The sequence below is a fragment of the Mesorhizobium sp. M0074 genome (assembly GCF_040322975.1).
In the GTDB taxonomy this organism is placed as follows: Bacteria; Pseudomonadota; Alphaproteobacteria; order Rhizobiales; family Rhizobiaceae; genus Mesorhizobium.
In genome coordinates, this window is sequence record NZ_JAMYUM010000024.1 from 65,814 (window position 1) to 90,901 (window position 25,088).

Here is a 25,088-nt window from a genome sequence, read left to right on the forward strand (position 1 = left end):
TCAACGTGTCGCTGGCTAATTACCACTAGCAGGCTGTTGAAAAAGTGGCTCGCAGCGAGGCTGTGAGCGTGATTCAGTGTCTCCGGAGAGATTCGGAGAACGAGGCATGCGCGGCGGAGACGAACGGTCTGGCGAACTGTTCAGTTATGTTGATCTCGAGGCTCGGGTGCGGCGCGATCATCCGTTGCGCCGCATTCGGGCGATTGTGAACGAGGCGCTGGCGGCGTTAGAGCGGGATTTGGCGGCGCTGTATTCGCCGATGGGGCGGCCTTCGATCCCGCCGGAAAAGCTGCTGCGAGCGATGCTGCTGCAGGCGTTCTACTCGATCCGCTCGGAGCGGCTTTTGATGGAACGGCTGGAATACGATCGTCTGTTCCGCTGGTTCGTCGGCATCGGCGTCGATGACGCGGCCTGGGACCATTCGGTGTTCTCAAAGAACCGCGACCGGTTGCTGGAAGGTGATATCGCGGCGAAATTCTTAGGCGCAGTGCTGGCGCAGCCCAAGGTGAAGAAGCTTCTGTCTACGGACCACTTCTCGGTCGACGGGACGCTGATCGAGGCGTGGGCATCGATGAAGAGCGTCAAACCGAAGGACGGCCCAAGCGGTGGTCATGGCGAGCCGCCGGCTGAAGGGGGCGGGCGAAACGCGGAAGCGGACTTCCATGGCCACAGGCGCTCGAACGACACACATGCCTCAACCACCGATCCGGATGCCCGGCTCTATCGCAAGGGCAAAGGAAAGGAGGCCAAGCTGTGCTTTATGGGACATGGCTTGATGGAGAACCGCCACGGCCTGCTGGTCGACGCCTGCCTGACACTGGCCGACGGACATGCTGAGCGGGTGGCCGCACTGCACATGATCGAACCTCGAGCGGAGCGGCCACAGGCGATCACGCTCGGCGCCGACAAGGCCTACGACGCGGAAGACTTCGTCAATGAGCTGCGCTCGATGAGGGTGACGCCGCATGTAGCGCAGAACACGAGCGGCCGCAGTTCCGCGATCGACGGGCGCACAACGCGGCATGGCGGCTATGCCGTCAGCCAGCGCATCAGGAAGCGCATCGAAGAGGCATTCGGTTGGATCAAGGTCGTGGCCGGCCAGCACAAGACCAGGTTCCGCGGCCGCGATCGTGTCGGATGGGCCTTCACCTTCGCAGCCGCAGCCTACAATCTGGTGCGACTGCCAAAGCTCATGGCGGAGACCGGCTGATGGCCAAGGTTCCCAGCTTCGCCAAGGCCTTTGCCGGCCGCTGGCGCATCGTCGAGATGGATGTTTGGGATAACGACTTCCTCGATCTCGTCGAGGAAGCGCATCTGACATTCAAAGGCTCGGCGGATGGCGAGATCGCCTTCGGCGCACTCAAGGGCTTCCTCGATGTCCGATATGGCACCCGCGATGGCTCAGCCTGCGCGGAATTCTCGTGGGAGGGACATGATGAGAACGACCCAGCCTGTGGCCGCGGCTGGGTTGTCTTTGGCACTGCAGGCCGCCTCGTCGGCCACTTCTACATCCACAACGCCGACGATTCAGGCTTCGTTTGCGAAAGAGCCTGACTTCTTCAACGGCCTGCTAGGAAGGCCGTCTGCCCACTCAGGACCGGATGCTTGTGGAATCGGGAATTGACCAAGGCAGCGGCGAATGACCGCAATCGGCATCAGGGTGGGACAGCATAGTAACGCAACACAGTCCCACTGTCGAATAAGCCTTTGATATTTCTGACTTTCCAAGCACCTTCCGCGCCCACCAAAATGTTTAATGTCATGGCTTATGGCCGACTTCGCTCTGAAGTGGGCCAAATCGGCCTCGCTATCCCCGCAGCACTCAGTTGATTATTTTCGCATGACAACGAGCAAGGACAGGGGGAGGGCGATCTTGTGCTGGCTTCTATGTCTAATCTTGCTCCTGTTCATCGTCAGGTTGTGTGCAGCCACACATAGAGCGGCTATCGCGAGGCTGGAAGGCCTCCGATCGATAGGTACGGCGAACGGCGGCAACGACGCGCGAATAGGATGGCTGAGCATATGATCGAGAATACCGCAGCTGCGGTCTAGCGCGAAATGCAGCGTCTGTGACTCATCGGTCATTGCAGCGCGATGAACCGGAAATCATGACCCTAAGCCGCGCTTCACCAGCCCATTTCGCTGCCCGATAGCCGACGTTCACCGCAACCAGCGTTCCTGACCCTAGGCAGACATTCGCAGCCTGATTTTGCTCCCGGATAGCGGACGTTCGCCGGAACCGGTATTCATGACCCGCAGCAGACTTATGTTCCGCGTGTCGCCGATGCCCGCTTTGCGCCTCAATTCCAGCCGTTAGCTCGTCGCTCTCTGACTCCTGTAAGCTGACAGTCTGCTGGCCCGATAAGGAGGTCGGTGGCCGAGGTAACATCAAGGACTACGGCTGGCGCTTCGGATGCCGCTTCGGCTACGAAGAAAAGGAGGACTTCATGGTCTCAGCCTCCGAATTCGGAGTCGGGTTCGTCAGGGTCTGCATCAGTGGCTCGATGGCGAAAGGCCGCGAGCGAACCCGGCAAACGAGATTCAGACGATCTTCCCCGCTCCGGACAGAGCCGCTGCCGCAAAAGAAGCAGAGAAAGCTGCAGCGGCGTCCAATGGCTAACCGCCGCCATTTCTAGCGTGGCCAATACGGCTCGCTAATCGCGGCCAGCTCCGGCAGAGAATCCCGCATCTGGTCGGCGCTGACGAAACCGCCATAGGGCGGAACACGCTTGAGCCTTTGAACCACGGCGCCCGTAAGCACGGACGCCTCCCCGCCTTCTGCGACATGCCGAACTGACCAGGCTAGTAGGTCGGCCGCTTGAAGCGGAAGCTGGCGCTTGTCCGAGCCGAACGAAGGCTGCTGAACGAGAAGTTGCACCTGCTCAGGTGCGAGCGCCTGTTTCAGCACTTCCCACCAACTCACCGCATCCTCTCCGAGCAACCCTTGGTCGTCGAAAATGAACTCGACCGTTGCTCCGCTGATATCGAGGGAGTGCTTACCCAATTCGCCGATGAAGTTGACCGTTAGAACGACTACCTGGTTGTAGAGCAGAAAGTAGGGGCTATCGAGTTCGCGCCACGGCGACGCGCATTTGATATGAGCGTCGAAGTCCTGCTTGTAGACCATCGCCGATATACGCGCGACCGCGTGCTTTTCGGCAACTTCCGCCAGCTCGAAAACTTTCTGATCGCGCAGCGCAGCCGGCCAACGTGCGAACTGCCCGCGCAGCGATATGGCCTCGCTCATCTTGAAGTAGTCGATGGCAGGCTCTTTCGCGAGCGCCTGTTGCCACTCAGCGCTGAACCGCGCCCAGCTTACATCGGGCGCGAGAAAGCCACCCAGGACGTATAGCCCGTCTCCGCCGTGGCTTCCGCTGTCGTCAAAATAGCCTTGCAGCAACATTCTAGGCCTTGATGCGCTTAGGCTTACCCCGTCTGGCAACCAGGTCCCGGCCTCGCCTTGCGAGGTCTTTCTTGTAGTGACTGCCGTAGAGGTCTTGCAGCGCTAACTGCATCAGCTCAAACGCAGTCAGGACGTCATCCCTGGCAACCTCTCCGGAATGACTCCCATGGTTCCCGACCCAGCGCAGGGCATCCAGAACCTCTTTGTGTCCGGCGTTGGTTTGCGAGTATAGCTCGATACGTTTGGCGAACGTCAGAGGAACCCGCTTGCCCGTTCGGTTGTACTGCTTGACCCCTTGATCGTTTAGCGCCCGCTCGGCCGCTACACGCAGTTTGTTGGCTGTGGCCCCCAAGTCGGCCCAGAACAGGCTGAAACTCTGCTGAAGCGCTTCTCTGACCGCGTCTGGGGTATTGTCGGGCATTTCGCAAAGGGAAGGACCCGGATACATGAAGGTCGGCCGGAGTCGCCTTTCTGCAAAAGTACCGTTCGGTTTGTGAACTTCCTCAGCCTGGTAGGTCCCAACCGCCGACACGATTTCACCGCAGGTTCGCACGCTGCACTTCAGCACAAGGGTGAACCGACCCCAGTCCTCGTCGGGCGAGTAACCCCCACCTTCCGGGGCAGCGTAAAGCGGTCTTATCGCGGTCAAGCCGTTTTCGATCATGTTAAGATTGCCGCGACCGCACGTTGGGCAGTGAAAGGGAGGGATTTCGTCTTCGAGAAAACTCATGCGCCAAAGATTTCTTATTTCTGCCACCCGAACCTCCTAAAGCCGACGGCATTCATACAGCGACCGTCAGATCTGTGACAACTGCCCTCTCGCTCGAAGAGACATGTCCGCGTGACTGCCCGCACTTCGCCTCCCACGCACGCCTGGCGATGCGACGAAACTCCTCATGGCAGGCGAAGCAGAGCGGGATGACGGTGGTGTGCGGCGCCTTCAAGCCCATCCGGCGCCCTGCGCGAGGCTAGCCGCCGGGACCGGTCGGCCGGTTGGACGTTATCCGAGCTCGGAGCCGCCCGCGTCATCCTCCGGACCGAAGTGGTGGCTCCGGTGCTCGGTGAGAGCGCTCCAGTCGTCCGGACGGGGTGATCGCAGGACCGAGCGGTTTCGACGCCACCAAACGGCCGCTTCCTGCCTCACGGCACCCAGAAGCCGTCGGTCGGCAAGCGGCCCCATAACAGGACGTTGATTGTCTTCGCGCTGAGCGTCAGCAGTTGGCACTACCGTGTCCTTTCTCAGGAAGGCTGCACACCGACGCGATCTTCCTTTCGCCTTGCGCAAACCTCCCTTCCGAGGCGTTCAGTGCGTCGGCTTGGTGGACTGAGGCACTTCTGAGTGGGACAACAACATCGAAAAACATTGGAAAAGATTTGAATACTCTGAAGTCCCACTGATCTCTAGCCAATTGATTTTTACGGCTTTCTGAATACCCTCCGGGCCCACCATGACCATTGATTTTGTTTATAAAAAGTGGCCTCGGCCCAAAACGTTTTGGGCCCGTTATGGGCCCAACAAAAAGGGCGGCCGATAGGCCACCCTGCATGTGGTCGGTTTGAAACCGCTCATTTGATGACGCGCAGCGGTGTCCGTTGCTTCATGGCGTCGCGTTTGGCCTCCCGCTCGTTAATGGCGCGGGCGATATCGACAGCCATCCGTTTCTTATTGGCCTCTCGCACATACTCGTCTGTTACCGTCATTGAAGAATGCCCCATCGCCTCCATGATAGCGCGCGCTTGGATGTTGCATTCGGCGAGATACGTACCGAAGGTACGGCGCAGCCCGTGCAGGGTGTAGCCCTCCGGGATGCCGGCTTGCTTGTTCCAATGTGCCATCATGCCGGTGAGGCTCTTTTCGGAGAACGGACGCCCATAGCCGTTCTTCAATACCGTGCCACCCTTAGAGCGATCTAGTGGTACTAAAGCTTGCGCCAGCTTGTCCACAACAGGGATGAACATCTCGCGCCCGCCATGACGATTTTTCTGCTGTCGGAAGTCGAAGGCTTCGATTGTTTCCAAGGAGCCATCGAACAATTCGATCTCCTCGAAGACCAAATCGTCCCACTCCAGTGAGGCGATATCGCCGCGTCGGTTGCCGAGCCAGAAACCGAGCGCATAGCAGGTGCGCGGCGCTGAGCCGATTGGATGGTGCGCCTCGAACTTTTCACGAATGGCGATCGGCCAGGCGGGATTGGCAGTCGATTTTGGAATGCGGACGCGGATCGACAGCGAGGGATCGTCCTGCGGTTTGATCCATTTCTCAACTTCGATCGCCACCCACAGGAGCTTCTTGATTGCCACCAGCAGGTGCTTGGCAACCGTCCGGTTGGTGGCAAAGACACTTTCGATAATCGCACGCAGATGGTCGGCATCGAGATGTTCCACCGGCGTGTTGCGCCAAGTCAGCGGATAGGCAGGATCGACCTGCATCTGAAGGAAGCGCTCAATAAGCCGAGCATTCTTCTGCTGCGTCGCTTCGTCGAGGTCCAGCCATTCCATCGTCGCTTCAAGTCGGCGCGCAGCATGACCAAATGTCTTTGGCAACGCCCGACCGGGCAAGTCAATGATGACGGCCTTTTGACCTTGGCCTTGCGTTGCCTGTTCATAGGCGGCTTCGAACTCAGGATCGCCTGGTCCGCCAGGAAGCCGAATTTCGGGCATTCCTTTGCCGCGATAGCGATAGACGAGCTTTCCGTTCTTGATGCGCGACGAAACGCCGGGGTAGCGGATATCTTTGAATGGCCTGGCCATTAAATCTCCCTTTGAGTTTTCCGCTGCCGTTGCTCAACAGGCGGGGAATCCTCCAGCATTGCCTGAAGCGAAAGGGTCTTGCTTTCTATAGCAACGCGCAGGAGTACCGGGTAAGGGAAGCCCCGACCTTGCTCTATGCCTTCAAAAGTGCGTTTCGGTATTCCCAAGACCTTGGCTGCACTCTCGGCGGTGAATCCTCCCTTCGCCCGCCAGGCTTTCACTTCTCGCGCGAGCTTTTCATTGTCGTTCACGTCATCTCATCCGCTCAGGCGATGACTGTACTACGCCTGCAGCGTATACGCAATGTGCGTAGTTGCTTATCTCCTTGTCGGCTCTCGTTTGCTCCGCTCCAATAGTTGTTGGAGACCATTGTCTTTGTCTGGCAGGGCGGAGAAAGCGATATCGAGCGCCACACGATCCCAGATCGCGCGACTGTTGACGTGCTTAGGCCTCGGCATGCGGCCGTCAGCAACCATGTCGTCGAATAGTGTCGATCCGACGCCGACATAGCGCGCTGCTTCCTCACGAGAGAGGCCGCGGGGCGGGTACGAAAGCGCGTCACTCTTCATAGACGCGGCCTCGAGAACGTCGGTACTGAAACAGCACAACGATATCAAATCCAGGCGGTTGACTGTTTCGACAAGCCTCGGTCCCGGTAAACGGGGCCATATTGCACTCGGCACAACAAATCCACATCCCGCACATCCGGTAATGAAGAGACCGTGTTGCCCAAGATAAGAGATGTTGCGTGGTGCGGAAGCTGCTTGGCCGGCTCGTTCGGGAAAGGCGAGTAGCGACGTGCAAATCGGACAGGGTAAGATGCGGCAGAATGTTTCGGTGCTGACGTCGGGGGTTCAACTCGCTAGAGGCTGTTGAAGGTGCGTTCGGCGGCGATATCGACTATGCCATGCTGATCAAGCTCTATGGCACTTCGCCTGAGAGCGCCAAGGGCCGCTATAGCCCCGCCGAATGCACTGGCGCGCGGAAAGAACGGATTGAAGGAAATCCTGACATCAAGCATGTCAGCACGTCATTTGCGGAACGCCAGAACCTGACCATGCGGATGCACATGCGCCGCTTCACTCGCCTGACCAATGGCTTTTCCAAGAAGGTGGAGGCTCACGCCAATGCGGTGGCGTTGCATTTCATGTACTACAATTTTGTTCGCATCCATGCCACGTTGCGCATGACGCCTGCGATGGCCACTGGCGTCACTGACAAGCTTTGGGAGATTGGTGACATCGTTGCGCTGATCGAAGCGAGAGAAGCCGAGAAACCGGCTATTCGCGGCCCTTACAAAAAGAGCCTTTCAAGCTAGCCGTCGCCTTCGGACGTTGGCTCATACTGCTTAGCGGAACGCATGGGAGGGAAGGATGCGTGTCACAAGCCTGTTTTTCCTGTTAGCCGGTCTCACGATGCCAATTGCAGCCTTCGCTCAAGGCGAAGTATCGGTCGAACGAGGGTTGCAGGTATCAATCATCGGCGGGTGTCACGATTGCCATACCGAAGGCTACCGGGAACAGAAGGCAAGATTGATCCTGAAAAGGCTTTAATGGGCAACTCGGTCGGTTGGCGCGGTCCTTGGGGCACGACCTATGCGACCAATCTTCGGATAGATGCTTCGGTAATGACCGAGCGTGGATTTGTAGGGATGCTGAAGCGCATTAGAACGTCTCCACCGATGCCTTGGTACAATCTTCGAGCGATGGACGAGAGCGATATGCAATCGCTCTATCAATACATTAGGTCGCTCGGCAAACACGGGAAGCCGGCCCCCAGTCGCATTCGCCCTGATAAGGAACCGACGACGCCATACGTTCAACTTGTGCCACCCCAAATGCCGAAGAACTGACAAATATGCCCAGAGCTGAGCGAAGAACGGCGCCCCGGCAAAAAGCGCAGCGTCAGATTTCAAACTGACCCACTACCCGGAATTCTCTTCACTAGACATCCGGCTCCCGTTTGAGGACTATTGGTCCAATCGGGCTGCGATACGTCCATGAATTTAGGGAAATGGCTGCAGAGCCTCGGTCTTGTTCAATATGAAGCTTCGTTCCGTGAGAACGGGATAGACAGCGAAGTGCTGCCTGACCTTACGGACGCCGACCTGGAAAAGATCGGCGTGCTTCTCGGGCATCGCAAGCGGTTGTTGAAGGCAATCGAACGCCTTGGTGCGCGGCAATTGGAACCCGAGCCCATAGAGCCGACGACGCCGCATGTCGACACAGCTGAGCGACGTCAGATTACAGTTATGTTCTGCGATCTCGTCGGCTCGACGCAAATGTCGACACGGCTGGATCCGGAGGAGATGCGCAGCGTACTGCGCGCTTACCAAGAAGCCTGCTCCGTCATCATCGCCCGGTACGGGGGGTTTGTTGCGAAGTTCATGGGTGACGGCGTGTTGGCCTATTTCGGCTATCCGCTTGCCCATGAAGACGACGCGGAGCGTTCCGTGCGTGCCGCTCTGGAGATCGTAGCTGCGGTTGCCACGATTGAAACGGCGGCAGCAGGCACACTCCAGGCGCGCGTCGGAATTGCGACTGGCCTGGTGGTGGTGGGGGACGTGATCGGCCATGGTGCGTCGCGCGAGCATGCGGTGGTCGGCGATACGCCGAATCTCGCGGCCCGGCTTCAGGGTCTGGCGAACGCAGGCCGCATCGTCATCGCGTCTTCGACGCGCCTACTACTTGGCGAGGTATTCGAGCTCAAGGCCCTGGGCGTCCACGTCATCAAAGGCTTTGATGCTCCGGTTTCGGCCTGGGAGGTCCTCCGCGAGACGGAGAACGTCAATCGGTTCGAGGCGTCCCGGTCGAACGCGCCCCTGGTGGGACGTGATCAGGAAATGGCGTTGCTTGCCGACCGCTGGAGCGACGCGTGCGGGGGGAAGGCCAAGTAGTGTTGCTGACCGGCGAGGCAGGCATCGGCAAGTCACGCCTGTTGGAGGCACTGCGCGAACGGATCGTGGGTCGACCTTATGGCCTTGTGCGTTACCAGTGTTCTCCGCACCATCGCAACGTCTCGATGTATCCGGTCGTCCGACAGATATCATCTTCGCTGGGTCTTAGGTCCGGCGAGCCGCCGACAGCGCAAATCGAAAGGCTCGAAGCTTTAATCGCCCGCTCGGGCCTCGGTGGCCGGGGCGTCGCATCCTATCTCGCCTCGCTTCTGTCGATCTCGACCGAGGGACACTTTCAGGACCTCGGAGTAGTGCCGAGCGAGGCAAAGGAGCAGACGATTGCCGCGTTGATTGAGCTGTTCGCCGGGCTGACGCGAGAGGCGCCCGTGTTTGCCGTGCTGGAGGACGCGCACTGGATAGACCCCACCTCGCTGGATTTCTTCAGCGGCATCGTCGAGCGAGTACCGGGATTGCGGGCGCTGTTGATAGTGACCTCTCGCCCGGAGTTTACAAATCCCTGGGTCGGTCAAGGCCATGTGACAGGGCTGGCGCTCAACCGATTCGGACGGCGTCACGCTGCAGCCATGATCGATCGCATCACCGGCGGCAAGGAGATTCCTGCAGAAGTGCAAAGCGCGATAATCTCTAAGACTGACGGCGTTCCCTTATTCGTTGAGGAGCTGACCAAGGCGGTCCTTGAATCGGGGCAACTGCGCGAGCAAAGCCAGTGTTTTATGCTGGCCGCGCCGTTGACGGCACTGGCGATTCCATCGACGCTGCAGGACTCCCTAATGGCGCGGTTGGATAGGCTCGGGTCGATCCGGGAAATCGCACAGATTGGCGCGGCGATCGGCCGGGAATTTTCGTACCGTCTGCTGGAAGCGATCTCGCCGATTACCGGAACCGCGCTTAAGGAGGCGTTACACAAACTGGTCGAGTCGGAGCTGGTATTCTCTCGCGCCGCCATAGGTGACACGATCTATGTTTTCAAACACGCGCTCGTGCAGGATGCAGCCCACAACTCGCTGCTTCGCTCCCGCAGACAGCGCATCCATGCGGACATCGCCCGGTCAATTGTCGAGCGCTTTGCTGATAGCAGCGAATCCGCGCCGGCGGTGATCGCCCATCACTACACTGAGGCGGGACTCTCGGAGCCGGCGGCGCACTATTGGCTGACTGCTGCGGAATTGGCCCTGTCGCGGTCAGCTCTTGCCGAGGCCACTCAGCACACCGGGGCCGGATTGACGGCAGCCCGGCAAATCGAAGACGAGCAGGTGCGTCGACCACTTGAACTGGCTCTATTGGTCGCCCGCGCCAACTCGCTGCTGCCGTTCCAGGAAACAGTTGCGGCGTTGACTAGTGCCAAATCACTGCTTGACGCAGGCGTCGGTTCCGACTTGCAACGCTTCTCGGTTCTGCATGGCCTTTGCGCGAGCAGCTATTTCGCGGGGAAGATGGAGGATGCGTTCGCCCTAGCGCGGCAGATTGTAGAGTTTGCGGACCGCCAGTCGACCCGACATTCAAGTTGGTCGCCTATCGGCTTCTCGGGACGACCCAGGTCCTGACCGGACGTTCTCGCGAGGCTCTGGAAAATCTGCAGTCGGCTGAAAGATATCGTGACCCCGACCGCCAGAAGGTGTTGAGCTCCTGGTTTGGCATCGACCCCGGCCTGAACGTCCTGTACTGGAAGACAATGGCGTTAGCTCTGCTGGGACAGTACGAGGGCGTCGCGAAATCCAGTGAACAGGTGCGGTCAGAGCTGTTAAATCATGGCAACGCTCACACCGTCGCGGCAGGCAACTTCTACACGATCGTGTGGCCACAATTTCTGTTCGGCAATCTCGACGCTTGCGAGAGCGATGCTGTTGCGCTCGTCACCTATTGCGGCGAACGGAAGGTCGAGCACCTGAAGCGAAACGGCGTTCTATGCCATGCATGTGTGCGAGCCCGGCGCGAGCCAACCGACGAGAACATAGCGACGATCCGTCAGGCGCTCGATTCCAATCGAACGCGCGACGCTCACCTATTCGAGTCAGTGTTCGTCGCGCAGCTTGCCGAATGCCTTCTGAAGGCCGGCAATACGGTGGCAGCAGAGGCTGCGGTGCGGGAAGGTTTCGCCTTCGTTGGCCGGTCGGGCGAGCAGTTCTGGCTGGCTGAACTTCATCGGCTCGATGGCCTGGTGGCACTGAAGCAACCACAGCCGGACCTCTCCCGGGTGGAAACCAGCCTCCTCGCCGCAATGGAGGTTGCGCGGCAGCAGGACGCCCGAATGTTGGAACTTCGAGCCGCGACAGATCTCGCGCGTTTCGCACACGAGGCCAGCCCTGGGCTCTATCCCTGCTCGATGCTGGAGCAACTCCTGGTTCCCTTTGCAGATGCAGAGTTCTCTCGGGACATACGCGACGCTCGCAATTTCCTGGCCTCGCAGGTTTCCGGTGACGTATTGGTAACCACAATGGCAACGAAGCCAGGCCTGCCTTAATGTCGGGAGCGGGATCGCCGCGTTGGGAGCACACCTCGCTGGCGACAAGGCGGGTCATGCTCTGGAGTTTTAGGTAATGCCAATCATCGACTTCTGGTTCTCAATAGGCAGCACCTACACATACCTGTCGGTCATGCGCATCGAGCAGGTCGAGAAGCAGACTGGCGTTCGTTTCGTCTGGAAACCCTTCAATGTGCGGGTGGTGATGATCGAGATGAACAACGTCCCCTTTGTGAACAAGCCGGCAAAGGCCGCCTATATGTGGAGGGACATCGAGCGGCGCTCGCAAATGCGCGGGCTCTCGCCGAAGCTCCCGGCGCCGTACCCTCTAGCGGAGCTGGAACGGGCGAACCGTGTAGCGATCGTGGGGGCAGCAGAAGGCTGGTGTCCCGCCTATGTCCGGGCAAGCTACAGGCGATGGATCGAAGAAGGACTTCCTGCCGGAAATGAGCCGAACATCAGCCAGAGTATCACGGAGGCCGGCGCCGATGTGGAGGATGTGCTGGCACGCGCGGACGCGGAAGAAGCCGTGGCGGGGCTTGTTGACGCGACGAACCAAGCCAAGAGCCTCGGCATTTTCGGCTCGCCGACTTTCGTCGTCGGCAAGGAGATTTTCTGGGGTGACGACCGGCTTGAGGACGCGATCTCTTGGAAGAATCGCCAGGGGAAATAACACCGGTCTATGCGGCGTGGATCATACTCTCACTGGAGCAAAATCTCTCAAACCTGTCGATGGGCGTTCGCGTTCGTCGTCGGGTTCTCTCGCTCCAGCGCAGCAGGCCGCAAACTCGATGCTAGGCGCTATGCGCCAAGCACTTGAATTCATTGAGATCGCCAACCTGTGTGCTCAATAGCGTAGCACAGAGGTATGGAGAAGAACGGCTTTCTAGAGAGCAATTCGGCTGATTTGGCGCACGGCCCAGCAAACAGCTTTCGGCGCCATCCTGGGCTTCAGAGCGCGCTGTATTCCAACAGAGAATTGTTTGGAATTTGAGGGTGGGAGACCGCTACATCGCAAGACCCACTATTGAGGGGGCGTTCTTTTGCTATCGCCGGCATGCGGCCTGACAGCACCCGGGATCCAGCGTCACGAGCTCGAAAGTACGAGTCGGACGATGATGAGGAAGCCGCGTAAAGTCACCCGGGAAGGGGAAGACGTTCTCGTAGGCATATCCGTGGACGTGATACATTCTAGCCACCCGTCAGCACTTTTAAGTCTGCCGCCGACCAGGATCATTGACCGTAGCGGCGAACTGGGCTGCATCAACGGCTCGGCTCTTTCGATGTCGCCGACATCATCCGAGGCCGTGGCGGCAACGATGCGCTGAACGGCGCTGGCACGATGTTACATAAGTCTCGCAAGAACAACCGATTAAGGACCAGCGGAGTCACGAAGAAGCGATATCATGACCCAGCGCAGCTCGATCTACTCGACTGGGCAGCGAGCGCCCGATCGCCAAGATCATCAGCGCCATCCCCGGCACCGCGAAACGGATGTGGAGGGAACGCCACACGAACAACCCGCCGCACATCGTGCCGATGCGGGGGCGGGCATGAGCGTGGCGGCCTTACTGATGCAGCGTGAGCCGGTCCATGGGCGCGTTTGCTTCGGCCAACCTAGCCAGCGCTTGCTCGACGTTTTGAGCCGAGGTGTCAGTGCGCTTGATGTGCCGGATCATTTGCCGCGTCAGTCGCGCGAGCCTGGCGGCGCGATATACATCGCCGTATCTCGCAGTTTCAAGGTGGAGGGTCGCGAGCCTCATGGGCGACAATCCAATTGTCTAGCGGTAGAATTCGCGAATCCGCCTTTGGTTCCGCTGTCCGATCTTACGCTCGCAAAGAGCTGGCCGGAGGGCCGTGACGAATGAGAGGCCGGTCCTCACATATTGCTGCGCGGTCTGAGGCGCTAGCCGTGACGACATGGGGCAGCGGCGGATCGGAAGGCTTTCACGGCCCGGATGGTTCAACGTGTGCGAACTCCGTCAGCGCTGGTGGGATCGATCTTCGTCAACCGCGATCTGGCCTCCACCACGCGCCGTTGCGCAGCCCGTATCCTGCTGCACAGCGCGATATTGATGCCGACGCCGCAGTCTTCATCCAGCATTTCATTCGCACGTTTAAGGGAAAGCTGCGCTCCGTTGAGCCGCTGTCGGGCTCTAGCCAGTTCCATATCCAAAAATTCCATTATCCTGCATCCATTGCAGTCCCTTCGATTGGTAAACCGCTTGTGGCCGCCGTTGGTTCCGGCTGGCGCGAGCGTCCAACCCAAGCGTCGATATGGAATCTCCGGACTTGGTTCAGTCGGCGGAGCTGGCTGCAAACTTGCCCGAAACATTCGTTCAACCCTCATGAGGCCATACAACTCCTCCGCCACCCGCACGGCGGGCGCTTGGAGGAGCGACCGAACCGTAGTGATGTTCAAAATGCTGCGTCAACGACATGAGTGTCGTGGCCTTCTGCTTCCAGAACTCGGTGGACCCAGAAGCCATCAAGGCCGGCCCCTTGAATGATGACGAACGGATAGTCGCGGCCGGTTCGGCTACGAGCCTTTGCTTCAACTGAGCGAGGCGGCCAAGAAGCCCGGCAATATCCGCGCCGGGGATGGTATGGCGCGATAACTTCTCGCCAGCTTCCGGCGAATCGAGGTGACCAGCCAGGACTTCTTGCTCAACTCCACCGAAACAAAGATCTCGTCCAGCTCTTTGTGCGCTGCCTTGCTTTCAAAACCACTCGGCGTCGCTGCTGGCGTTCAAGCGTGGCGAACCGCGAGTCTGCTCCATGCTACGCGTGCCGAGCCCTTATGAGGAGGATCGCCGCCGCATCGTCCGGGAGCGCAAGGTGTTGATGGAAGAACGCATCCGGCACGGCAACCGGATCAAGGGTCTGCTCTTCTCGCAGGGGCATCACCGGCTACGATCCTTTGCGGCGTGATCGTCGCGATCGGCTGGAAACTCTTCACACCGGCGATGGACGGGATCTGCCCGCAAATATGAAGCGCCAGGTTCTGCGTGAGGTCGACCGAATGGAAATGCTGCTCGATCAGATCAAGGCAGTCGAGGCGGAACGGGACGCCATGCTCGCCGAAGAACGCCAATCGGCGCGTGAAGTGGTTATGCTGTCGAAAGTCGTCGGTATCGGACCAGAGTTTGCGGCCGTGCTGTGGGGAGAGGGCTTGTTTCGGTGCTTCGACAATCGCCGGCAGCTGGCGGCCTATGCCGGCCTTGCGCCGACGCCATGGCAAAGCGGGTCGATCGACCGGGAACAGGGGATCGGAAAGTCCGGAAACCCACGCTTGCGATCGACGCTGCTGGAAATGGCGTGGCTCTGGTTGCGGCACCAGCCCGCCTCGGCGCTCAGCCGCTGGTTCAACGAGCGAGTTGCCCAGAATGGCGGATGCTTCAAGAAGGTGATGATTACCGCGCTGGCCCGCAAGCTGATCGTGGCTTTGTGGAAATACGTCCGCGCCGGCGTGGTGATCGAAGGAGCGTTTGTAAGACCATGACGATCTGACCGCATTCCAGTTCGGCCAGGGCCTGATCAGCCCCGCCGGAACCAGGTGGACGACCGCATTGCGGCATGGCTTTGAACGCCGTCATCGAGACTGGTCTCGTCCTCCTGAGCCCTTGCCGCCGCAGGCGGGATTATGGTGCGGCCGCTCGAGCGGCGACCGGATGTGAGGTTGATACGTGCAAACGCGCGGATCAGGAATGGGCTCAGACCTCAGGTTCATGTGGCGGTAGGGATCGCGCTGCTTGTGCCGAATGCGATTGAGCACCCTTGACAGGACGCCTCGCACCGAGCGGAGCGTCCTCCAGAAACGACCACTCAGCAGATCAGAGCCACAGCTTGACGAGTGGTCCCTCATGTGAGGCCGCAATGGGCGCGGCCCGAGAAACAGAAGGAACCACCACAATGGCGACGATCGGCACATTCTCCCGCACCGCGAACGGCTTCTCCGGCTCAGTCAAAACCCTCAACCTCAACGTCAAGACAGTGTCGTTCACCCCGGTCGACGGCGACAATGAAAAAGGTCCGGACTTCCGCATCTTCGCCGGCGCCATCGAGTTCGGGGCGGCATGGAAGAAGACCTCGCGCGAGGGCCGCGACTATCACTCAGTCAAGCTCGACGATCCCAGCTTCCCCGCTCCGATCTATGCGAGCCTGGTCGAAACCGACCCCGGGGGCGAGTTCTCGCTCATCTGGTCCCGCCGCGCCGCCGAGTGATCCGAGCTAACACGAAGCCCCGCGCAAGGCGGGGCTTCGCCATGTTCAGGTTCGCCACTGCACCTCTATCTGGTGCAGCACGCTATGCTTTGACGGGTGTTTTGCGCGCCTTCTTCACCGGCGATTTGATTGCCGTGGCAATTGCTGCCGCCGCTGGCGCGCGAGCAGCTCGTTTTGGTTTTTCCGCCGCAGCTGTCGCTGGCGCTGCCGCCTTGCGGCCCAATCCTATTGATTTTGCCAGGGCCGAGCGAGTCGCCGCGTAGTTCGGCGCAACCATAGGATAGTCGGAGGGCAGGTTCCATTTCTGGCGGTATTCGTCCGGACTCAGATTGTAGTGCGTTCCGATATGCCGCTTCAAGGATTTGAACTTTTTCCCGTCTTCCAGGCATATGATGAAATCAGGTGACACTGACTTCTTGATCGACACCGCCGGCTCCAGTTTGGCTGCGGTCGGAGCCACAGGTGTGCCGATCCCTTGCAAAGCGACATAGACATCCCCGATCAGCTTCGACAACTCGCCGACCGGCAACGGATTGTTCGAAACGTAGGCGGAAACGATGTCGGCGGTGATTGATACGAGATCAGCCTGGTCGCTTGGGTCTGGAGAAACGGTCATCGAATTTCCTCTTGTCCAAAGCGCGCTTTGAAAACGGATGGTCTGTCTATTCGCCAATCCAGGCAAATAATTCGTTACTCCGCCAACAAACCTCATTCCGTGTAAATATCAAGCAGGCAAGTGTCGCTGCGATCGTTCGGTCCGGCTGCAGACAAGTTGCCGATCGCGTCGGGGAAGCAGGAAGGCTTTCCCCCTCGCTTCTCCGCGCGCCAAGCGCACAGCCCAACGCAAGCCAGCGCCATGAATCATGGCTCCTGCGTCGCAGGATTGAGCCATGAACAATTGTCGTCGCGACACTCTGTGCCGCGGTCCTGGTCTCGCCCCGGCATGAATTGGCCCTCGCGTGTACCTCTTGTGGGACTCATTCAGGTGGGCTGCACCGCCTCGCGCCGATCGGCAGGATGGATGTTGCTGACATGGCAGCCGGCATGCGCCCGAACGGCTGCCGCCTACTGGCTCAACGAATATCTGATGAACGGCGTGCTGCTTTTGAAGCGCTTGCCACCCCGCAGCTGACAACTCGTTTGACACCACGGCGCCGCGAGCCCATCGAGCCCCTTGCGCATGTCGGTATGACCGAGCGCCAGATGCACCTTCACCCCCGTCGGAACGACGATCATGATGCGTTCTTCCTCGCCGCGAGATGCTGCTGGACTGCATCTGCATTGTGCCGACGGATGCAAAGACGCGCCGCCCGTCGTCCAGTTGGGCTGTCATCACGCCGTCCGGCGGTCGTACGAGATTGCGCAGGGCAGTCAGTACCGGCGGTTCGGTTTCCGTCCCATGGATGAGTGCAACCGTTGCCAATTGCGGCGCCTTGCGAGCGGTCACGCCGAACTGGACACGCCGGCCGAAGGCATGCTGGTGGCCATCCCATGGCGGCGGCAAACCTCCGCCACACTGACGCCGGGCTTCTCCGTCTCCTGCACGATCGCCTGCTTCTGTGCGTCGCTGAAGCGGCGCCGGTTCGACCGCCCGTCAACGGCGGTGTCAAGTGACATTGGCGCCGTACGCAATTAGCAGCGCTGCTGAATTGAGCCCGCGCACTCGGATGCAACAGAGATCGCCAGTCCACTTCGGCCTCGAATTCCTCGGGGACGAGCGCGCCATTTGCGCAGCGCATGGGGCGAAAGTCCGAGCGCCGCGGCATATTCGGCAAGCCCCAACCCGCTCCAGTTCATCACCTCCACATGCTTGCCCCAGAACGCCTGCAGGGCAATCGGACCGGTGTCCGTACGCACGCTGTAGCGGTAGCGGCGCGGGCTCTTGCGTCGCTTCGGCGGCCCTTTCTTGCCCCGCTTTTCCGGCTTTTCCTGGCGCAATTTCCGCAGATATTCCGCACGTTTGCGCCGATCTTCCGGGCTCACCAGATGGCGCACTCACAGCTCAAAAGTCTTCGTCGAAAGCTTGCGCCGGCGGCAATATTCCTCCGCCTCAAAACGGCCCGATACCAGGTCGCGTCATGCGTCGACCAGCACGGGTTGTTGGCCTTGTCCCAGGAACGTTGAGGCACCGCCGGAAATCTCTCAATAGCAAGGAACGTCACATGTTGCGAGATTGCACGACCCGAAAGATGTGCAGGATCCGGACGGTTACCGAGGGTGGTGGGGGACAGCGAGGGTGGTGGGGGACGGCAAGATAAAGCGAGCTGGCGCTCGCCCTCGCTTCGCTCGTAAGCGTCTGTCTGCACATTGTTTTTTCCGGCGCGTGCGGACACCGAGCGGCACGGCGCGAGGTGCGAAGGGTGCTGGTTGGTCCGTTATCCCACTGATCTGAACAGGAAAGTTTAGGTGCCGCAGCGATGTGCGATCCGCCATCCTACGCCACAGCAAGTCATTGCAGTCCATAGCATGCTCAGCGCTCCGGCCGTCTTGAAGCACCAAATCCGACTCCCGATGCTGTCGTCATGGCAGATCGTGACAGCGACAGGTTCCAGGTTCGCACCGGCCGGACGCGGCATGGCGGCAATTCGCGGACGCTGCCCTTTGTGCGCCAGGTCGAGATCGCTGTCCGCAAGCAAGGCGGCAACCCCAATCGCTTTGGCGCAAGCAGCGGCGGCGGAAAGGGAAGTGGCCGCTTCAACGCCCGTGGTCGCGGCGGCAAGGTGGCGGCAGGGTTGCCAAAGGACGCCGGCGGGTGGCGGCAGGACGAGAGCGGCGTCCGCTTTCGTTCCCGCCGCGTCGTGGTGAAGGCGCGCGTCGTCAAGCTGCCGGGGCGAGGGAAGGGGACCACCGGGCGCGGCCAAAAGTTCGTGACGACGCACAAGGCCGTTAACGCGCATCTGCGCTATCTCCAGCGCGACGGCGTCACCAGAGACGGCGAGAAGGGCAAGGTGTACTCGGCCGATGACGACGAGGCCGACGGCAAGGCCTTTGTCGAGCGCGGCCGCGGCGACCGACATCAGTTCCGTTTCATCGTCGCGCCGGAGGATGCCGCCGAGATGGAAGACCTGCGCTCCTTCACCCGCGATCTCATGCGGCAGATGGAGACCGACCTCAACACACGCCTCGGCTGGATCGCCGTCGACCACCACAACACCGGTCATCCGCACACCCATATCCTGGTGCGCGGCGTCACCGATGACAGCAAGATCCTGAACATCGCCGGCGACTACATCGCCCATGGCATTCGTCACCGGGCAAGCGAGCTGGTCGAACGGGAACTCGGCCTGCAAAGCGAGGTCGAGGTCGCCCGCAAGCTGGCCAACGAGGTGGACGCCGAACGGCTGACCCGGCTCGACCGCATGCTGATCGCCGAACAGCAGGAGCACGATGTTGTCGACCTCCGTCCCAATGCCAGCGACAGCTACACCATTTCCAGCAATCGCTATCTGCTGATCGATCGGGCAAAGAAGCTGCAGCACTTCGGCCTGGCGAGCGAGATCGAGCCCGGCCGGTGGTTGATCTCCGACAAAGCCGAAAGCACGCTGCGCGCGCTTGGCGAGCGCAACGACATCATCAAGACCATGCACCGGGCACTCGAGGAGCACGGCCTCGCCGATGAACGGGGCGCGGCGCAATATGTCATGCACCGGCAGACCATCACCGAGCCGGTCGTCGGCCGTGTGCTCGCCAAGGGTCTTGCCGGCGACGAGATGAGCGATAAGCTGTCGCTCGTCATCGACGGAGTCGACGGGCGCACCCACTATGTCGAGACCGCCGATGCGGCAAAGCTCGAAGACATCCAGCGCGGCCATATCGTAGCGCTTGATCCGATCCCGCCGAAGGAGGAGCCGCGCGCCGCCGACCGCAACATCGGCGTCGCAGCCGGCGAGGACGGCGTCTATCGGCCGAGCAGACACCTGGAGGCAATCCGCGAAACATTTTTGGAGCGGGGCAAAGACCCGGATGCCTTTGTCCGCTTCCATGTCCGCCGCCTCGAAGCGCTGCGCCGGGCCGGCCATGTCGAGCGCATCGACGAAGACCACTGGCGCATTCCAAAAGACCTGTCCGAGCGCGGCATCGCCTACGATGCCCGCAGCCGCGGAAAGGACTTCTCCGTCCGCCTGCTTTCGACGCTTGACCTCGACGCGCAGATCGGCAGCGACGGCGCCACCTGGCTCGACCGGGAGCTTACGGCCAGGATCCCCATGCCGCTGGTGAGGTCAGGCTTTGGTCTCGACGTCGACAACGCGCTCGACAGACGGGCTGCCCAGCTTGTCGGGATGGGCCATGCCGAACGCGACGCGACGAGCCGCACCATCACCTTCTCGCGTGACCTTGTAGCCACGCTGGAGCGCCAGGAGGTTACGCGGGTCGGCAAGGAAATGGCCGCTGCGCGCGGCCTTACCTTCGCGCCCGTTCAGCCCGGCAATCATGTCGGCGGCACGCTCCTCGGCTCGGTCCGTCTTGCCAGCGGGCGCTTCGCCATGCTGGACGATGGTTTCGGGTTTCGGCTCGTGCCCTGGCAGCCGATGCTCGACAAGCGCATCGGCCAGCACATTACCGGCTTCGTGCAAAACAGCGGCGGCATCGACTGGAGCTTCGGCAGAAAACGCGGCCTGGGCTGTGAGCGCGCTCATCGGCGGGGCACTCTTGGCTCTTAACAATTCCCGGCAACGCTTAGCCAAGCCTATTGCCAAACAGTTGTCAGATGCGGGGTCTTAAACGGATACCATTCTCGGATAAGAACTCGATTCCGGCCCTCTCGAACGCATGCCTTATACTTATGAGGTTGTTGGCGATCGGAATGCGCGCCCCACGCTCAAAATCCGCAATCGTCTGCCGAGCCACATTTGCGGCTTTAGCTAGTTCGTCTTGGCTCCACCCAAGCATCGCCCGAGCGCCGCGACACTGCTCTATCGTTAGCGCACTTTCCATGGGCTACAATCCGATTGACGGTCAATCAATTTGTATGATGAGCTTCCCTAAGCCGGCCGAGCTGAGCGCTGACACGCTTAGCCCGACCTAACCACAGCCAAGCTGTTAGGAGCTCGGGTCATGGCTTCTCTATTCGGCGGCTTGGGGTCAAGCGCTTTTGTCATTTTCTGCCTTACCAGCTTCTGACATCATTCGCGGGTTCGTGCTTCTCTCCGGGATCGGCCCATTGGCCCTCCCTTGATGGGATTCAGAGAATAAGGCGGAACAATCTGATTCGCGTCCTGGCCAGCATGACATGACCGGTGCGCCCATGATCGCGAACTCACCTCATCCTTCGTCCCGCGAAGGACGTGCTTCCGCGCTGGGCGGAACTCTCTACCTCTTCTTCCCGGCCTTTTGTCACACGGCTGACGCCATGGTTTCCCGCGTCCAGCGGAACTCGCTGTTGTCCAGCCACATGCGGTGCATGACGACCGCCAGGCGACGTGCGAGCGCGACTATCGCCCTGCGCAAGCCGCGCCGCTTGGCGACGTTCATCGCCCAGGCCTTCAGCCATGACCATTTCTTCACGTGCGTCAGCATGACTTGGGCTGCTTCATAGAGCAATGTTCGCATCATGCCGTCCCCGCAGAGTGAGATGCCTCCAACGCGCTTGCTTTCGCCGGACTCGTCGAGCTTCGGTGTCAGCCCCAGGATCGGCCCTACCGCCTTGGAGTTTCTGAACCGTTGTGGAATGTCGATCGTCGCGGTGTACGCGAGCGCCACTATGGAGCCGACACCAGGGACCGTCATCAAGCGCCGGCAGGTAGCATCGCCCCTGGCGATCGCCAGCACTTGTCTGTGCAGGTGCGCAAATTCCTCGCGCAGCTTCCGCCTGGCGGCCAGCAGTGGCTCCATGATCTGTTCGAGATCGGGCATGCATTCGACAAGCTCACGGATGCGGTCCTCGAACTTCGCCGTTCCCACGGCGCCGACCTTGAGCCCGAAGTTGCGCAGAAGACCGCGGATGTCGTTCTCGATCGCGATCGCCTTTTCCTGCAAGATCTTGCGGGCCGTCAGCAGCACCCGGCGCTTCTGGCTCGTCAGCGTCTTGATGTGCACCGGGCGGAATAGGTTGACCCGCATCATCTGGGCTATGCCGCGCGCATCATTGCGATCTGTCTTGTTCGGCTGCGCCTTCAGGAATGCTTTCACATGACGTGTTTCGATGCAGATGACCGGCAGCCCGGCCCTGGCCAGCCCCTCGAATAGCCACTGCGACAAGGGCCCTGCTTCGAGCCCGACCCGTTCGACGTTCCAAGTCGAGTCCTTCAGCACCGCAATGATATCGTCAGGGTGGCTGACCACCTTCACCTCACGACAAATCCTGCCGGTTTCGTCGACAACGCAAACGGCGGTTTCCTTCACCGAGATATCGAGGCCAACAAAATGCTTCATGTTGCGCTTCCTTTCCCGATGCTTGTGGCTGTCTGGACAGACCAAGTTATCATCAGCTCGAAGCGCAACACCTCTTTGCATCACCTTTGAAGATGGGCTCGAGCCGAATACCCCATCTGATTCCGACAATACCACGACTCTGCCTTTCGTCACCCGTAGGCAAGTGCTTGCGGGAGGAATGACCGCGTCCACCGCTTCAATGCTTGAGAAAAGTACTCTTACCGGCAACGCTACCGCGACGAACATGTCCCTCTTCGACCCAGCGCTGGCGCTTTGGCGGGAATGGCAGACAGCCCACAGGCTGAGCGAGCGGCTTTGCCGCGAGCAACAGCGCCTGGAGACGAGGCTTGTCGAGAGCGTCGGCTTTCCTCGCGCGACCGTCCGCCTGCCCGAGGGTGAGGACGTGACGGTCCACTCGATCGAGATGCTCAATGAAGTACTCGGCAAAGGGCCGGACATGGTGGCTCTCCGCAAGAAGGCCGAAGCTGATTTCGCGGCGCATCAGGCACGCTGGGATGCGGCTGCCGAGGAGACCGGTTACACCGCAGCGCTCAGGGCCGAGCGCGAGGCTGGTGACCGGGCGGAGGATCTGCTGGAAGTGATCTCGTCCACCCCCGCCACGACGCTCGCCGGTGTGGCGGGCAAGCTCGACGCTATATTGCGTGAGGGCGAGGCCTGGGAGGAATGCTCCGAGTTCCCTTGGCCGCAGATCCGCTCGGCGCTCAATGATCTGGTGCGCATCGCCCAACAGATGATCCCGTAGGAACAGCTCTTCACGGCAAGCGGCATTCCCCGGACGGCGGGCTGGCTGCTGTTTCCGAGCCTGAAAGACTAAGATGGGGGCGAGATATGAAGACCCGTCCAACACAACTTCGGCTGCGGCGGAGAACCCATCAACTTGCAGCGAAGCGTCCGCCGTGGCGCTCGCCCATCGCTATCGCTTGGCGCATCGTTCGCGGCGCTGGCGCAATAGGCCGGCAAGGTCGGCATCGTCGTGAAGATTGGTGGCATTCCGTGGTTCAACGCGATGGAGGCCGGTGTCAAGGAGCGCGGTCAGAAGCTCGGCATCGATGCGTTCATGGTTGGCCCGACCAGCGCCGATCCTGCACTTCAGGTTCGCGCCATCGAGGATCTCATCGCTCAGGGCGTAAAAGTCATCGGCGTGGTGCCGAACGACGCCAAGGTGCTCGAGCCGGTGCTGCAGAAGGCCAAGGACGCCGGCATCATCGTCATCACGCATGAATCGCCCGGCCAGAAGGGGGCCAATTGGGATTTCGAGTTTACCTCTGCCAAGGGTTTCGGCGAGGCTCATGCCCACACCTCCAGAGAGGACGCACCAAAGCTCAGCGCGGATACCTGCAATCCAGTCCTGCCGAACTCACGCCTGTCCACGGGATCCTCTTGGCCGATGGTGAAAAGTCCTGAAAGTGTGAGGAGCTTAGGCGGCCTCAGCCCTATGGATCAGATTCATGATGCCCTCGCTCATGCCGGCATAGGATCCGTCATTGATTAACTGGCCCTGAAGCCGGTAGTCGTTCATGACCAGAATCCTGTCAGCGAGCAGGATCATTTCGGGCATGTCGCTCGTGATCAGCAAAATGGCAGTGCCGTTGTCGGCAAGTTCTCGCAGCAAATCGTGCAGGTAAGCCTTGGTCTTGATGTCGATGCCGACTGACGGCTCGTCAACCAGCAAGATCTTGACGCCTGCTGCCAGCCATTTGGCGACGCTGATTTTCTGCTGATTGCCACCCGAAAGGTTGGCCACCGTCTGCGCGAGGCTGGGTGTTTTCACCTCAAGCTTCTCGATGTATGGCGTTACCTTGTGTCGCACGAGGCGGTCGGTGAGGAATCCGAGAAGTGCCGAAAGGGGGCGCCACACTGCAATTCCAGCATTTGACAGCACCGAATGCATCAAGACCAGACCTTCGCCCTTTCGATCTTCGCTGACGTATCCCACACGATGCGTGTGGATGGCTTCGCCGACCGACCTGATCTTAACCGGCTTCCCGTCGATCTCGACGGTACCAGCCGTCAGCGGAAACTGACCCAGGATGCATTTTGCAAGCTCGGTCCTTCCGGCGCCCACGAGGCCATAGAGGCCCACAATCTCGCCTTGTCGGACATGCAGATTGACGTCCGAATGGCCTAAAGATGTTTCAATGTTCTTGAGCTCGATGGCCGGAGGAGCCCCAGTCGAGTTGCGCTCCCGCCAGCCGCCTTCACCCTCGGCCCGGCCGATCATCAATCGGACAATGTCTTGCCGCCCCAGGCCCTCCATTGGCCGGCTTTCACAGGCATTCGACCCATCCCTCAGCACTGTGACGCTGTCGCAAAGCTCCTGCGCTTCTTCCAGCTTATGGCTGACAAATAGCAGGCTGGCGCCTTGGTCTCGCAGCTTTCGCAAAAACGAGAATAATAGATCAGTTTCACTCGAGGTAAGTGATGCGGTTGGTTCATCCAGGAGAAGCACTCGCGAGCGCAGAGACAAGGCCTTGGCGATTTCGACCAGCTGCATCTTGGCGACGCTAAGGCGCGATACCGGGGTTCTTGGGTCGATGTCTAGGCCGAGGGCCTCAAGCCAACGCGCGGCCTGATTGTTCAAGTCGGCATAGTCCACCGGCTTTAGCAACGAAGCCCCAAGTCGCTCGAGATGGATATTTTCCGCAACAGAAAACCTCGGGATAAGATTCCGTTCTTGATGTACGACGCCAACACGATGAGCGATGGCCTCGCGCGGCGAGCCGAAATGAACCTCTTGGCCCTCCAGGATGAGGCGGCCGGCATCGGGGTGGTGAACACCGGTAATGATCTTGATAAGCGTTGACTTCCCTGCGCCGTTTTCGCCGAGCAAAGCATGTATGGAATGAGTTTTAAGTGTCAGGAAAACGCCCTTTAGGGCCTTTACGCCTGGAAAGGACTTCTCAATGCCCAGAGCCTGGAACGCTATCTCGCTCGCCATT

The 25,088-nt window shown here is 60.1% G+C and carries 24 protein-coding genes and 3 pseudogenes; 15 read left to right on the forward strand and 12 right to left on the reverse strand.

All coding sequences use genetic code 11. From position 1 onward, the window contains the following. The first annotated feature begins 106 nt into the window (after positions 1-106). Both NKJ73_RS27120 and NKJ73_RS27125 read left to right on the forward strand, forming a co-directional pair. Positions 107-1,210 (forward strand): IS5 family transposase, encoded by a 1,104-nt coding sequence (locus NKJ73_RS27120; RefSeq protein WP_352571705.1) that lies wholly within the window; start codon positions 107-109, stop codon positions 1,208-1,210. Continuing rightward, complete coding sequence (locus NKJ73_RS27125; RefSeq protein WP_352571706.1) at positions 1,210-1,554, forward strand: hypothetical protein; 345 nt, start codon at positions 1,210-1,212, stop codon at positions 1,552-1,554. Before NKJ73_RS27120 ends, NKJ73_RS27125 begins: the two co-directional genes overlap by 1 nt. 1,078 nt (positions 1,555-2,632) lie before the next feature. On the opposite strand, the gene NKJ73_RS27130 is transcribed toward NKJ73_RS27125, so the two are convergent. From NKJ73_RS27130 to NKJ73_RS27150, 5 genes are all read right to left on the reverse strand, one after another. Then, entirely contained in the window at positions 2,633-3,403 is a 771-nt protein-coding gene (locus tag NKJ73_RS27130) for a DUF3800 domain-containing protein (protein WP_352571707.1), read from the reverse strand. A gap of 1 nt (position 3,404) precedes the next feature. After that, a complete protein-coding gene (locus NKJ73_RS27135) occupies positions 3,405-4,133 on the reverse strand; it encodes a DUF4145 domain-containing protein (protein WP_352571708.1) in 729 nt (242 codons plus the stop codon). An 836-nt stretch (positions 4,134-4,969) separates the two neighbouring features. Further along, on the reverse strand, positions 4,970-6,154 hold the full coding sequence (locus tag NKJ73_RS27140) for a tyrosine-type recombinase/integrase (protein WP_352571709.1): 1,185 nt from the start codon (positions 6,152-6,154) through the stop codon (positions 4,970-4,972). After that, a complete protein-coding gene (locus NKJ73_RS27145; protein ID WP_023680045.1) occupies positions 6,154-6,405 on the reverse strand; it encodes a helix-turn-helix domain-containing protein in 252 nt (83 codons plus the stop codon). The genes NKJ73_RS27140 and NKJ73_RS27145 overlap by 1 nt, the downstream gene beginning before the upstream one ends. Positions 6,406-6,471: 66 nt before the next feature. Next, on the reverse strand, positions 6,472-6,723 hold the full coding sequence (locus NKJ73_RS27150) for a hypothetical protein (RefSeq protein ID WP_031212899.1): 252 nt from the start codon (positions 6,721-6,723) through the stop codon (positions 6,472-6,474). 293 nt (positions 6,724-7,016) lie between these two features. Between NKJ73_RS27150 and NKJ73_RS27155 the strand changes: the two are divergent. The 7 genes and pseudogenes from NKJ73_RS27155 to NKJ73_RS27185 form a co-directional block, all read left to right on the forward strand. Beyond that, positions 7,017-7,472: pseudogene (locus NKJ73_RS27155) on the forward strand (IS1 family transposase); the annotation flags it as partial. Between the two features lie 55 nt (positions 7,473-7,527). After that, on the forward strand, positions 7,528-7,707 hold the full coding sequence (locus NKJ73_RS27160) for a hypothetical protein (protein ID WP_352571710.1): 180 nt from the start codon (positions 7,528-7,530) through the stop codon (positions 7,705-7,707). Between the two features lie 446 nt (positions 7,708-8,153). Continuing rightward, a complete protein-coding gene (locus tag NKJ73_RS27165) occupies positions 8,154-9,050 on the forward strand; it encodes an adenylate/guanylate cyclase domain-containing protein (protein WP_352571711.1) in 897 nt (298 codons plus the stop codon). After that, positions 9,050-10,615: an ATP-binding protein gene (locus tag NKJ73_RS27170; protein WP_352571712.1), complete on the forward strand. Its 1,566-nt coding sequence runs from the start codon at positions 9,050-9,052 to the stop codon at positions 10,613-10,615. Before NKJ73_RS27165 ends, NKJ73_RS27170 begins: the two co-directional genes overlap by 1 nt. Next, positions 10,576-11,532, forward strand: coding sequence for a hypothetical protein (locus tag NKJ73_RS27175; RefSeq protein ID WP_352571713.1), 957 nt, complete (start codon positions 10,576-10,578; stop codon positions 11,530-11,532). Before NKJ73_RS27170 ends, NKJ73_RS27175 begins: the two co-directional genes overlap by 40 nt. Positions 11,533-11,608: 76 nt before the next feature. After that, positions 11,609-12,205: a 2-hydroxychromene-2-carboxylate isomerase gene (locus NKJ73_RS27180; protein WP_023680039.1), complete on the forward strand. Its 597-nt coding sequence runs from the start codon at positions 11,609-11,611 to the stop codon at positions 12,203-12,205. A gap of 733 nt (positions 12,206-12,938) precedes the next feature. Further along, positions 12,939-13,400, forward strand: a complete 462-nt coding sequence (locus NKJ73_RS27185; RefSeq protein WP_352458777.1) for a hypothetical protein — start codon at positions 12,939-12,941, stop codon at positions 13,398-13,400. 95 nt (positions 13,401-13,495) lie between these two features. Here NKJ73_RS27185 and NKJ73_RS27190 read toward each other — a convergent pair whose 3' ends face one another. Continuing rightward, the gene (locus tag NKJ73_RS27190; protein ID WP_023680037.1) at positions 13,496-13,717 is read right to left on the reverse strand and encodes a hypothetical protein; all 222 of its coding nucleotides are present in this window, start codon (positions 13,715-13,717) and stop codon (positions 13,496-13,498) included. Positions 13,718-14,268: 551 nt separating this feature from the next. Here NKJ73_RS27190 and NKJ73_RS27195 point away from each other — a divergent pair. Together NKJ73_RS27195 and NKJ73_RS27200 are read left to right on the forward strand one after the other, a co-directional pair. Further along, positions 14,269-15,034, forward strand: a pseudogene (locus NKJ73_RS27195) (IS110 family RNA-guided transposase); the annotation flags it as partial. A 410-nt stretch (positions 15,035-15,444) separates the two neighbouring features. Further along, positions 15,445-15,756: a DUF736 domain-containing protein gene (locus NKJ73_RS27200; RefSeq protein ID WP_023680034.1), complete on the forward strand. Its 312-nt coding sequence runs from the start codon at positions 15,445-15,447 to the stop codon at positions 15,754-15,756. Between the two features lie 82 nt (positions 15,757-15,838). On the opposite strand, the gene NKJ73_RS27205 is transcribed toward NKJ73_RS27200, so the two are convergent. Further along, positions 15,839-16,372, reverse strand: coding sequence for a Ros/MucR family transcriptional regulator (locus NKJ73_RS27205; protein WP_023680033.1), 534 nt, complete (start codon positions 16,370-16,372; stop codon positions 15,839-15,841). A 449-nt stretch (positions 16,373-16,821) separates the two neighbouring features. Then, a complete protein-coding gene (locus tag NKJ73_RS27210) occupies positions 16,822-16,992 on the reverse strand; it encodes a hypothetical protein (protein ID WP_245274835.1) in 171 nt (56 codons plus the stop codon). Here NKJ73_RS27210 and NKJ73_RS34340 point away from each other — a divergent pair. After that, complete coding sequence (locus NKJ73_RS34340; protein WP_245274834.1) at positions 16,991-17,392, forward strand: hypothetical protein; 402 nt, start codon at positions 16,991-16,993, stop codon at positions 17,390-17,392. The genes NKJ73_RS27210 and NKJ73_RS34340 overlap by 2 nt on opposite strands. Here NKJ73_RS34340 and NKJ73_RS27220 read toward each other — a convergent pair. After that, on the reverse strand, positions 17,389-17,751 hold the full coding sequence (locus tag NKJ73_RS27220) for a hypothetical protein (protein WP_352571714.1): 363 nt from the start codon (positions 17,749-17,751) through the stop codon (positions 17,389-17,391). The genes NKJ73_RS34340 and NKJ73_RS27220 overlap by 4 nt on opposite strands. Before the next feature lie 527 nt (positions 17,752-18,278). On the opposite strand from NKJ73_RS27220, the gene NKJ73_RS27225 reads away from it, so the two are divergent. Then, positions 18,279-20,417, forward strand: coding sequence for a DUF3363 domain-containing protein (locus NKJ73_RS27225; protein WP_352571715.1), 2,139 nt, complete (start codon positions 18,279-18,281; stop codon positions 20,415-20,417). Positions 20,418-20,460: 43 nt separating this feature from the next. Here the strand turns inward: NKJ73_RS27225 and NKJ73_RS27230 are convergent, their stop codons facing one another. Together NKJ73_RS27230 and NKJ73_RS27235 are read right to left on the reverse strand one after the other, a co-directional pair. Next, positions 20,461-20,691, reverse strand: coding sequence for a helix-turn-helix transcriptional regulator (locus NKJ73_RS27230; RefSeq protein ID WP_352457838.1), 231 nt, complete (start codon positions 20,689-20,691; stop codon positions 20,461-20,463). Between the two features lie 399 nt (positions 20,692-21,090). Continuing rightward, the gene (locus tag NKJ73_RS27235; RefSeq protein WP_352457839.1) at positions 21,091-22,128 is read right to left on the reverse strand and encodes an IS110 family RNA-guided transposase; all 1,038 of its coding nucleotides are present in this window, start codon (positions 22,126-22,128) and stop codon (positions 21,091-21,093) included. Positions 22,129-22,306: 178 nt separating this feature from the next. On the opposite strand from NKJ73_RS27235, the gene NKJ73_RS27240 reads away from it, so the two are divergent. Together NKJ73_RS27240 and NKJ73_RS27245 are read left to right on the forward strand one after the other, a co-directional pair. Continuing rightward, a complete protein-coding gene (locus tag NKJ73_RS27240; RefSeq protein ID WP_352571716.1) occupies positions 22,307-22,891 on the forward strand; it encodes a hypothetical protein in 585 nt (194 codons plus the stop codon). Positions 22,892-23,116: 225 nt separating this feature from the next. Then, positions 23,117-23,440 (forward strand): annotated as a pseudogene (locus NKJ73_RS27245) (substrate-binding domain-containing protein); the annotation flags it as partial. A gap of 126 nt (positions 23,441-23,566) precedes the next feature. On the opposite strand, the gene NKJ73_RS27250 reads toward NKJ73_RS27245, so the two are convergent. Then, complete coding sequence (locus NKJ73_RS27250; protein WP_352571717.1) at positions 23,567-25,087, reverse strand: sugar ABC transporter ATP-binding protein; 1,521 nt, start codon at positions 25,085-25,087, stop codon at positions 23,567-23,569. Between the last annotated feature and the right edge of the window lies 1 nt (position 25,088).

Excerpts from the sequence above, each read along its gene's own strand:
- NKJ73_RS27190 (WP_023680037.1), bottom strand. The coding sequence starts at position 13,717 with ATGGAATTTTTGGATATGGAACTGGCTAGAGCCCGACAGCGGCTCAAC.
- NKJ73_RS27165 (WP_352571711.1), top strand. The coding sequence starts at position 8,154 with ATGAATTTAGGGAAATGGCTGCAGAGCCTCGGTCTTGTTCAATATGAA.
- NKJ73_RS27135 (WP_352571708.1), bottom strand. The coding sequence starts at position 4,133 with ATGAGTTTTCTCGAAGACGAAATCCCTCCCTTTCACTGCCCAACGTGC.
- NKJ73_RS27185 (WP_352458777.1), top strand. The coding sequence starts at position 12,939 with ATGACCCAGCGCAGCTCGATCTACTCGACTGGGCAGCGAGCGCCCGAT.
- NKJ73_RS27225 (WP_352571715.1), top strand. The coding sequence starts at position 18,279 with ATGGCAGATCGTGACAGCGACAGGTTCCAGGTTCGCACCGGCCGGACG.
- NKJ73_RS27240 (WP_352571716.1), top strand. The coding sequence starts at position 22,307 with ATGACCGCGTCCACCGCTTCAATGCTTGAGAAAAGTACTCTTACCGGC.
- NKJ73_RS27130 (WP_352571707.1), bottom strand. The coding sequence starts at position 3,403 with ATGTTGCTGCAAGGCTATTTTGACGACAGCGGAAGCCACGGCGGAGAC.
- NKJ73_RS27200 (WP_023680034.1), top strand. The coding sequence starts at position 15,445 with ATGGCGACGATCGGCACATTCTCCCGCACCGCGAACGGCTTCTCCGGC.
- NKJ73_RS27125 (WP_352571706.1), top strand. The coding sequence starts at position 1,210 with ATGGCCAAGGTTCCCAGCTTCGCCAAGGCCTTTGCCGGCCGCTGGCGC.
- NKJ73_RS27150 (WP_031212899.1), bottom strand. The coding sequence starts at position 6,723 with ATGAAGAGTGACGCGCTTTCGTACCCGCCCCGCGGCCTCTCTCGTGAG.
- NKJ73_RS27230 (WP_352457838.1), bottom strand. The coding sequence starts at position 20,691 with ATGGAAAGTGCGCTAACGATAGAGCAGTGTCGCGGCGCTCGGGCGATG.
- NKJ73_RS27210 (WP_245274835.1), bottom strand. The coding sequence starts at position 16,992 with ATGATCGTCGTTCCGACGGGGGTGAAGGTGCATCTGGCGCTCGGTCAT.
- NKJ73_RS27250 (WP_352571717.1), bottom strand. The coding sequence starts at position 25,087 with ATGGCGAGCGAGATAGCGTTCCAGGCTCTGGGCATTGAGAAGTCCTTT.
- NKJ73_RS27140 (WP_352571709.1), bottom strand. The coding sequence starts at position 6,154 with ATGGCCAGGCCATTCAAAGATATCCGCTACCCCGGCGTTTCGTCGCGC.
- NKJ73_RS27235 (WP_352457839.1), bottom strand. The coding sequence starts at position 22,128 with ATGAAGCATTTTGTTGGCCTCGATATCTCGGTGAAGGAAACCGCCGTT.
- NKJ73_RS27160 (WP_352571710.1), top strand. The coding sequence starts at position 7,528 with ATGCGTGTCACAAGCCTGTTTTTCCTGTTAGCCGGTCTCACGATGCCA.
- NKJ73_RS34340 (WP_245274834.1), top strand. The coding sequence starts at position 16,991 with ATGATGCGTTCTTCCTCGCCGCGAGATGCTGCTGGACTGCATCTGCAT.
- NKJ73_RS27120 (WP_352571705.1), top strand. The coding sequence starts at position 107 with ATGCGCGGCGGAGACGAACGGTCTGGCGAACTGTTCAGTTATGTTGAT.
- NKJ73_RS27180 (WP_023680039.1), top strand. The coding sequence starts at position 11,609 with ATGCCAATCATCGACTTCTGGTTCTCAATAGGCAGCACCTACACATAC.
- NKJ73_RS27205 (WP_023680033.1), bottom strand. The coding sequence starts at position 16,372 with ATGACCGTTTCTCCAGACCCAAGCGACCAGGCTGATCTCGTATCAATC.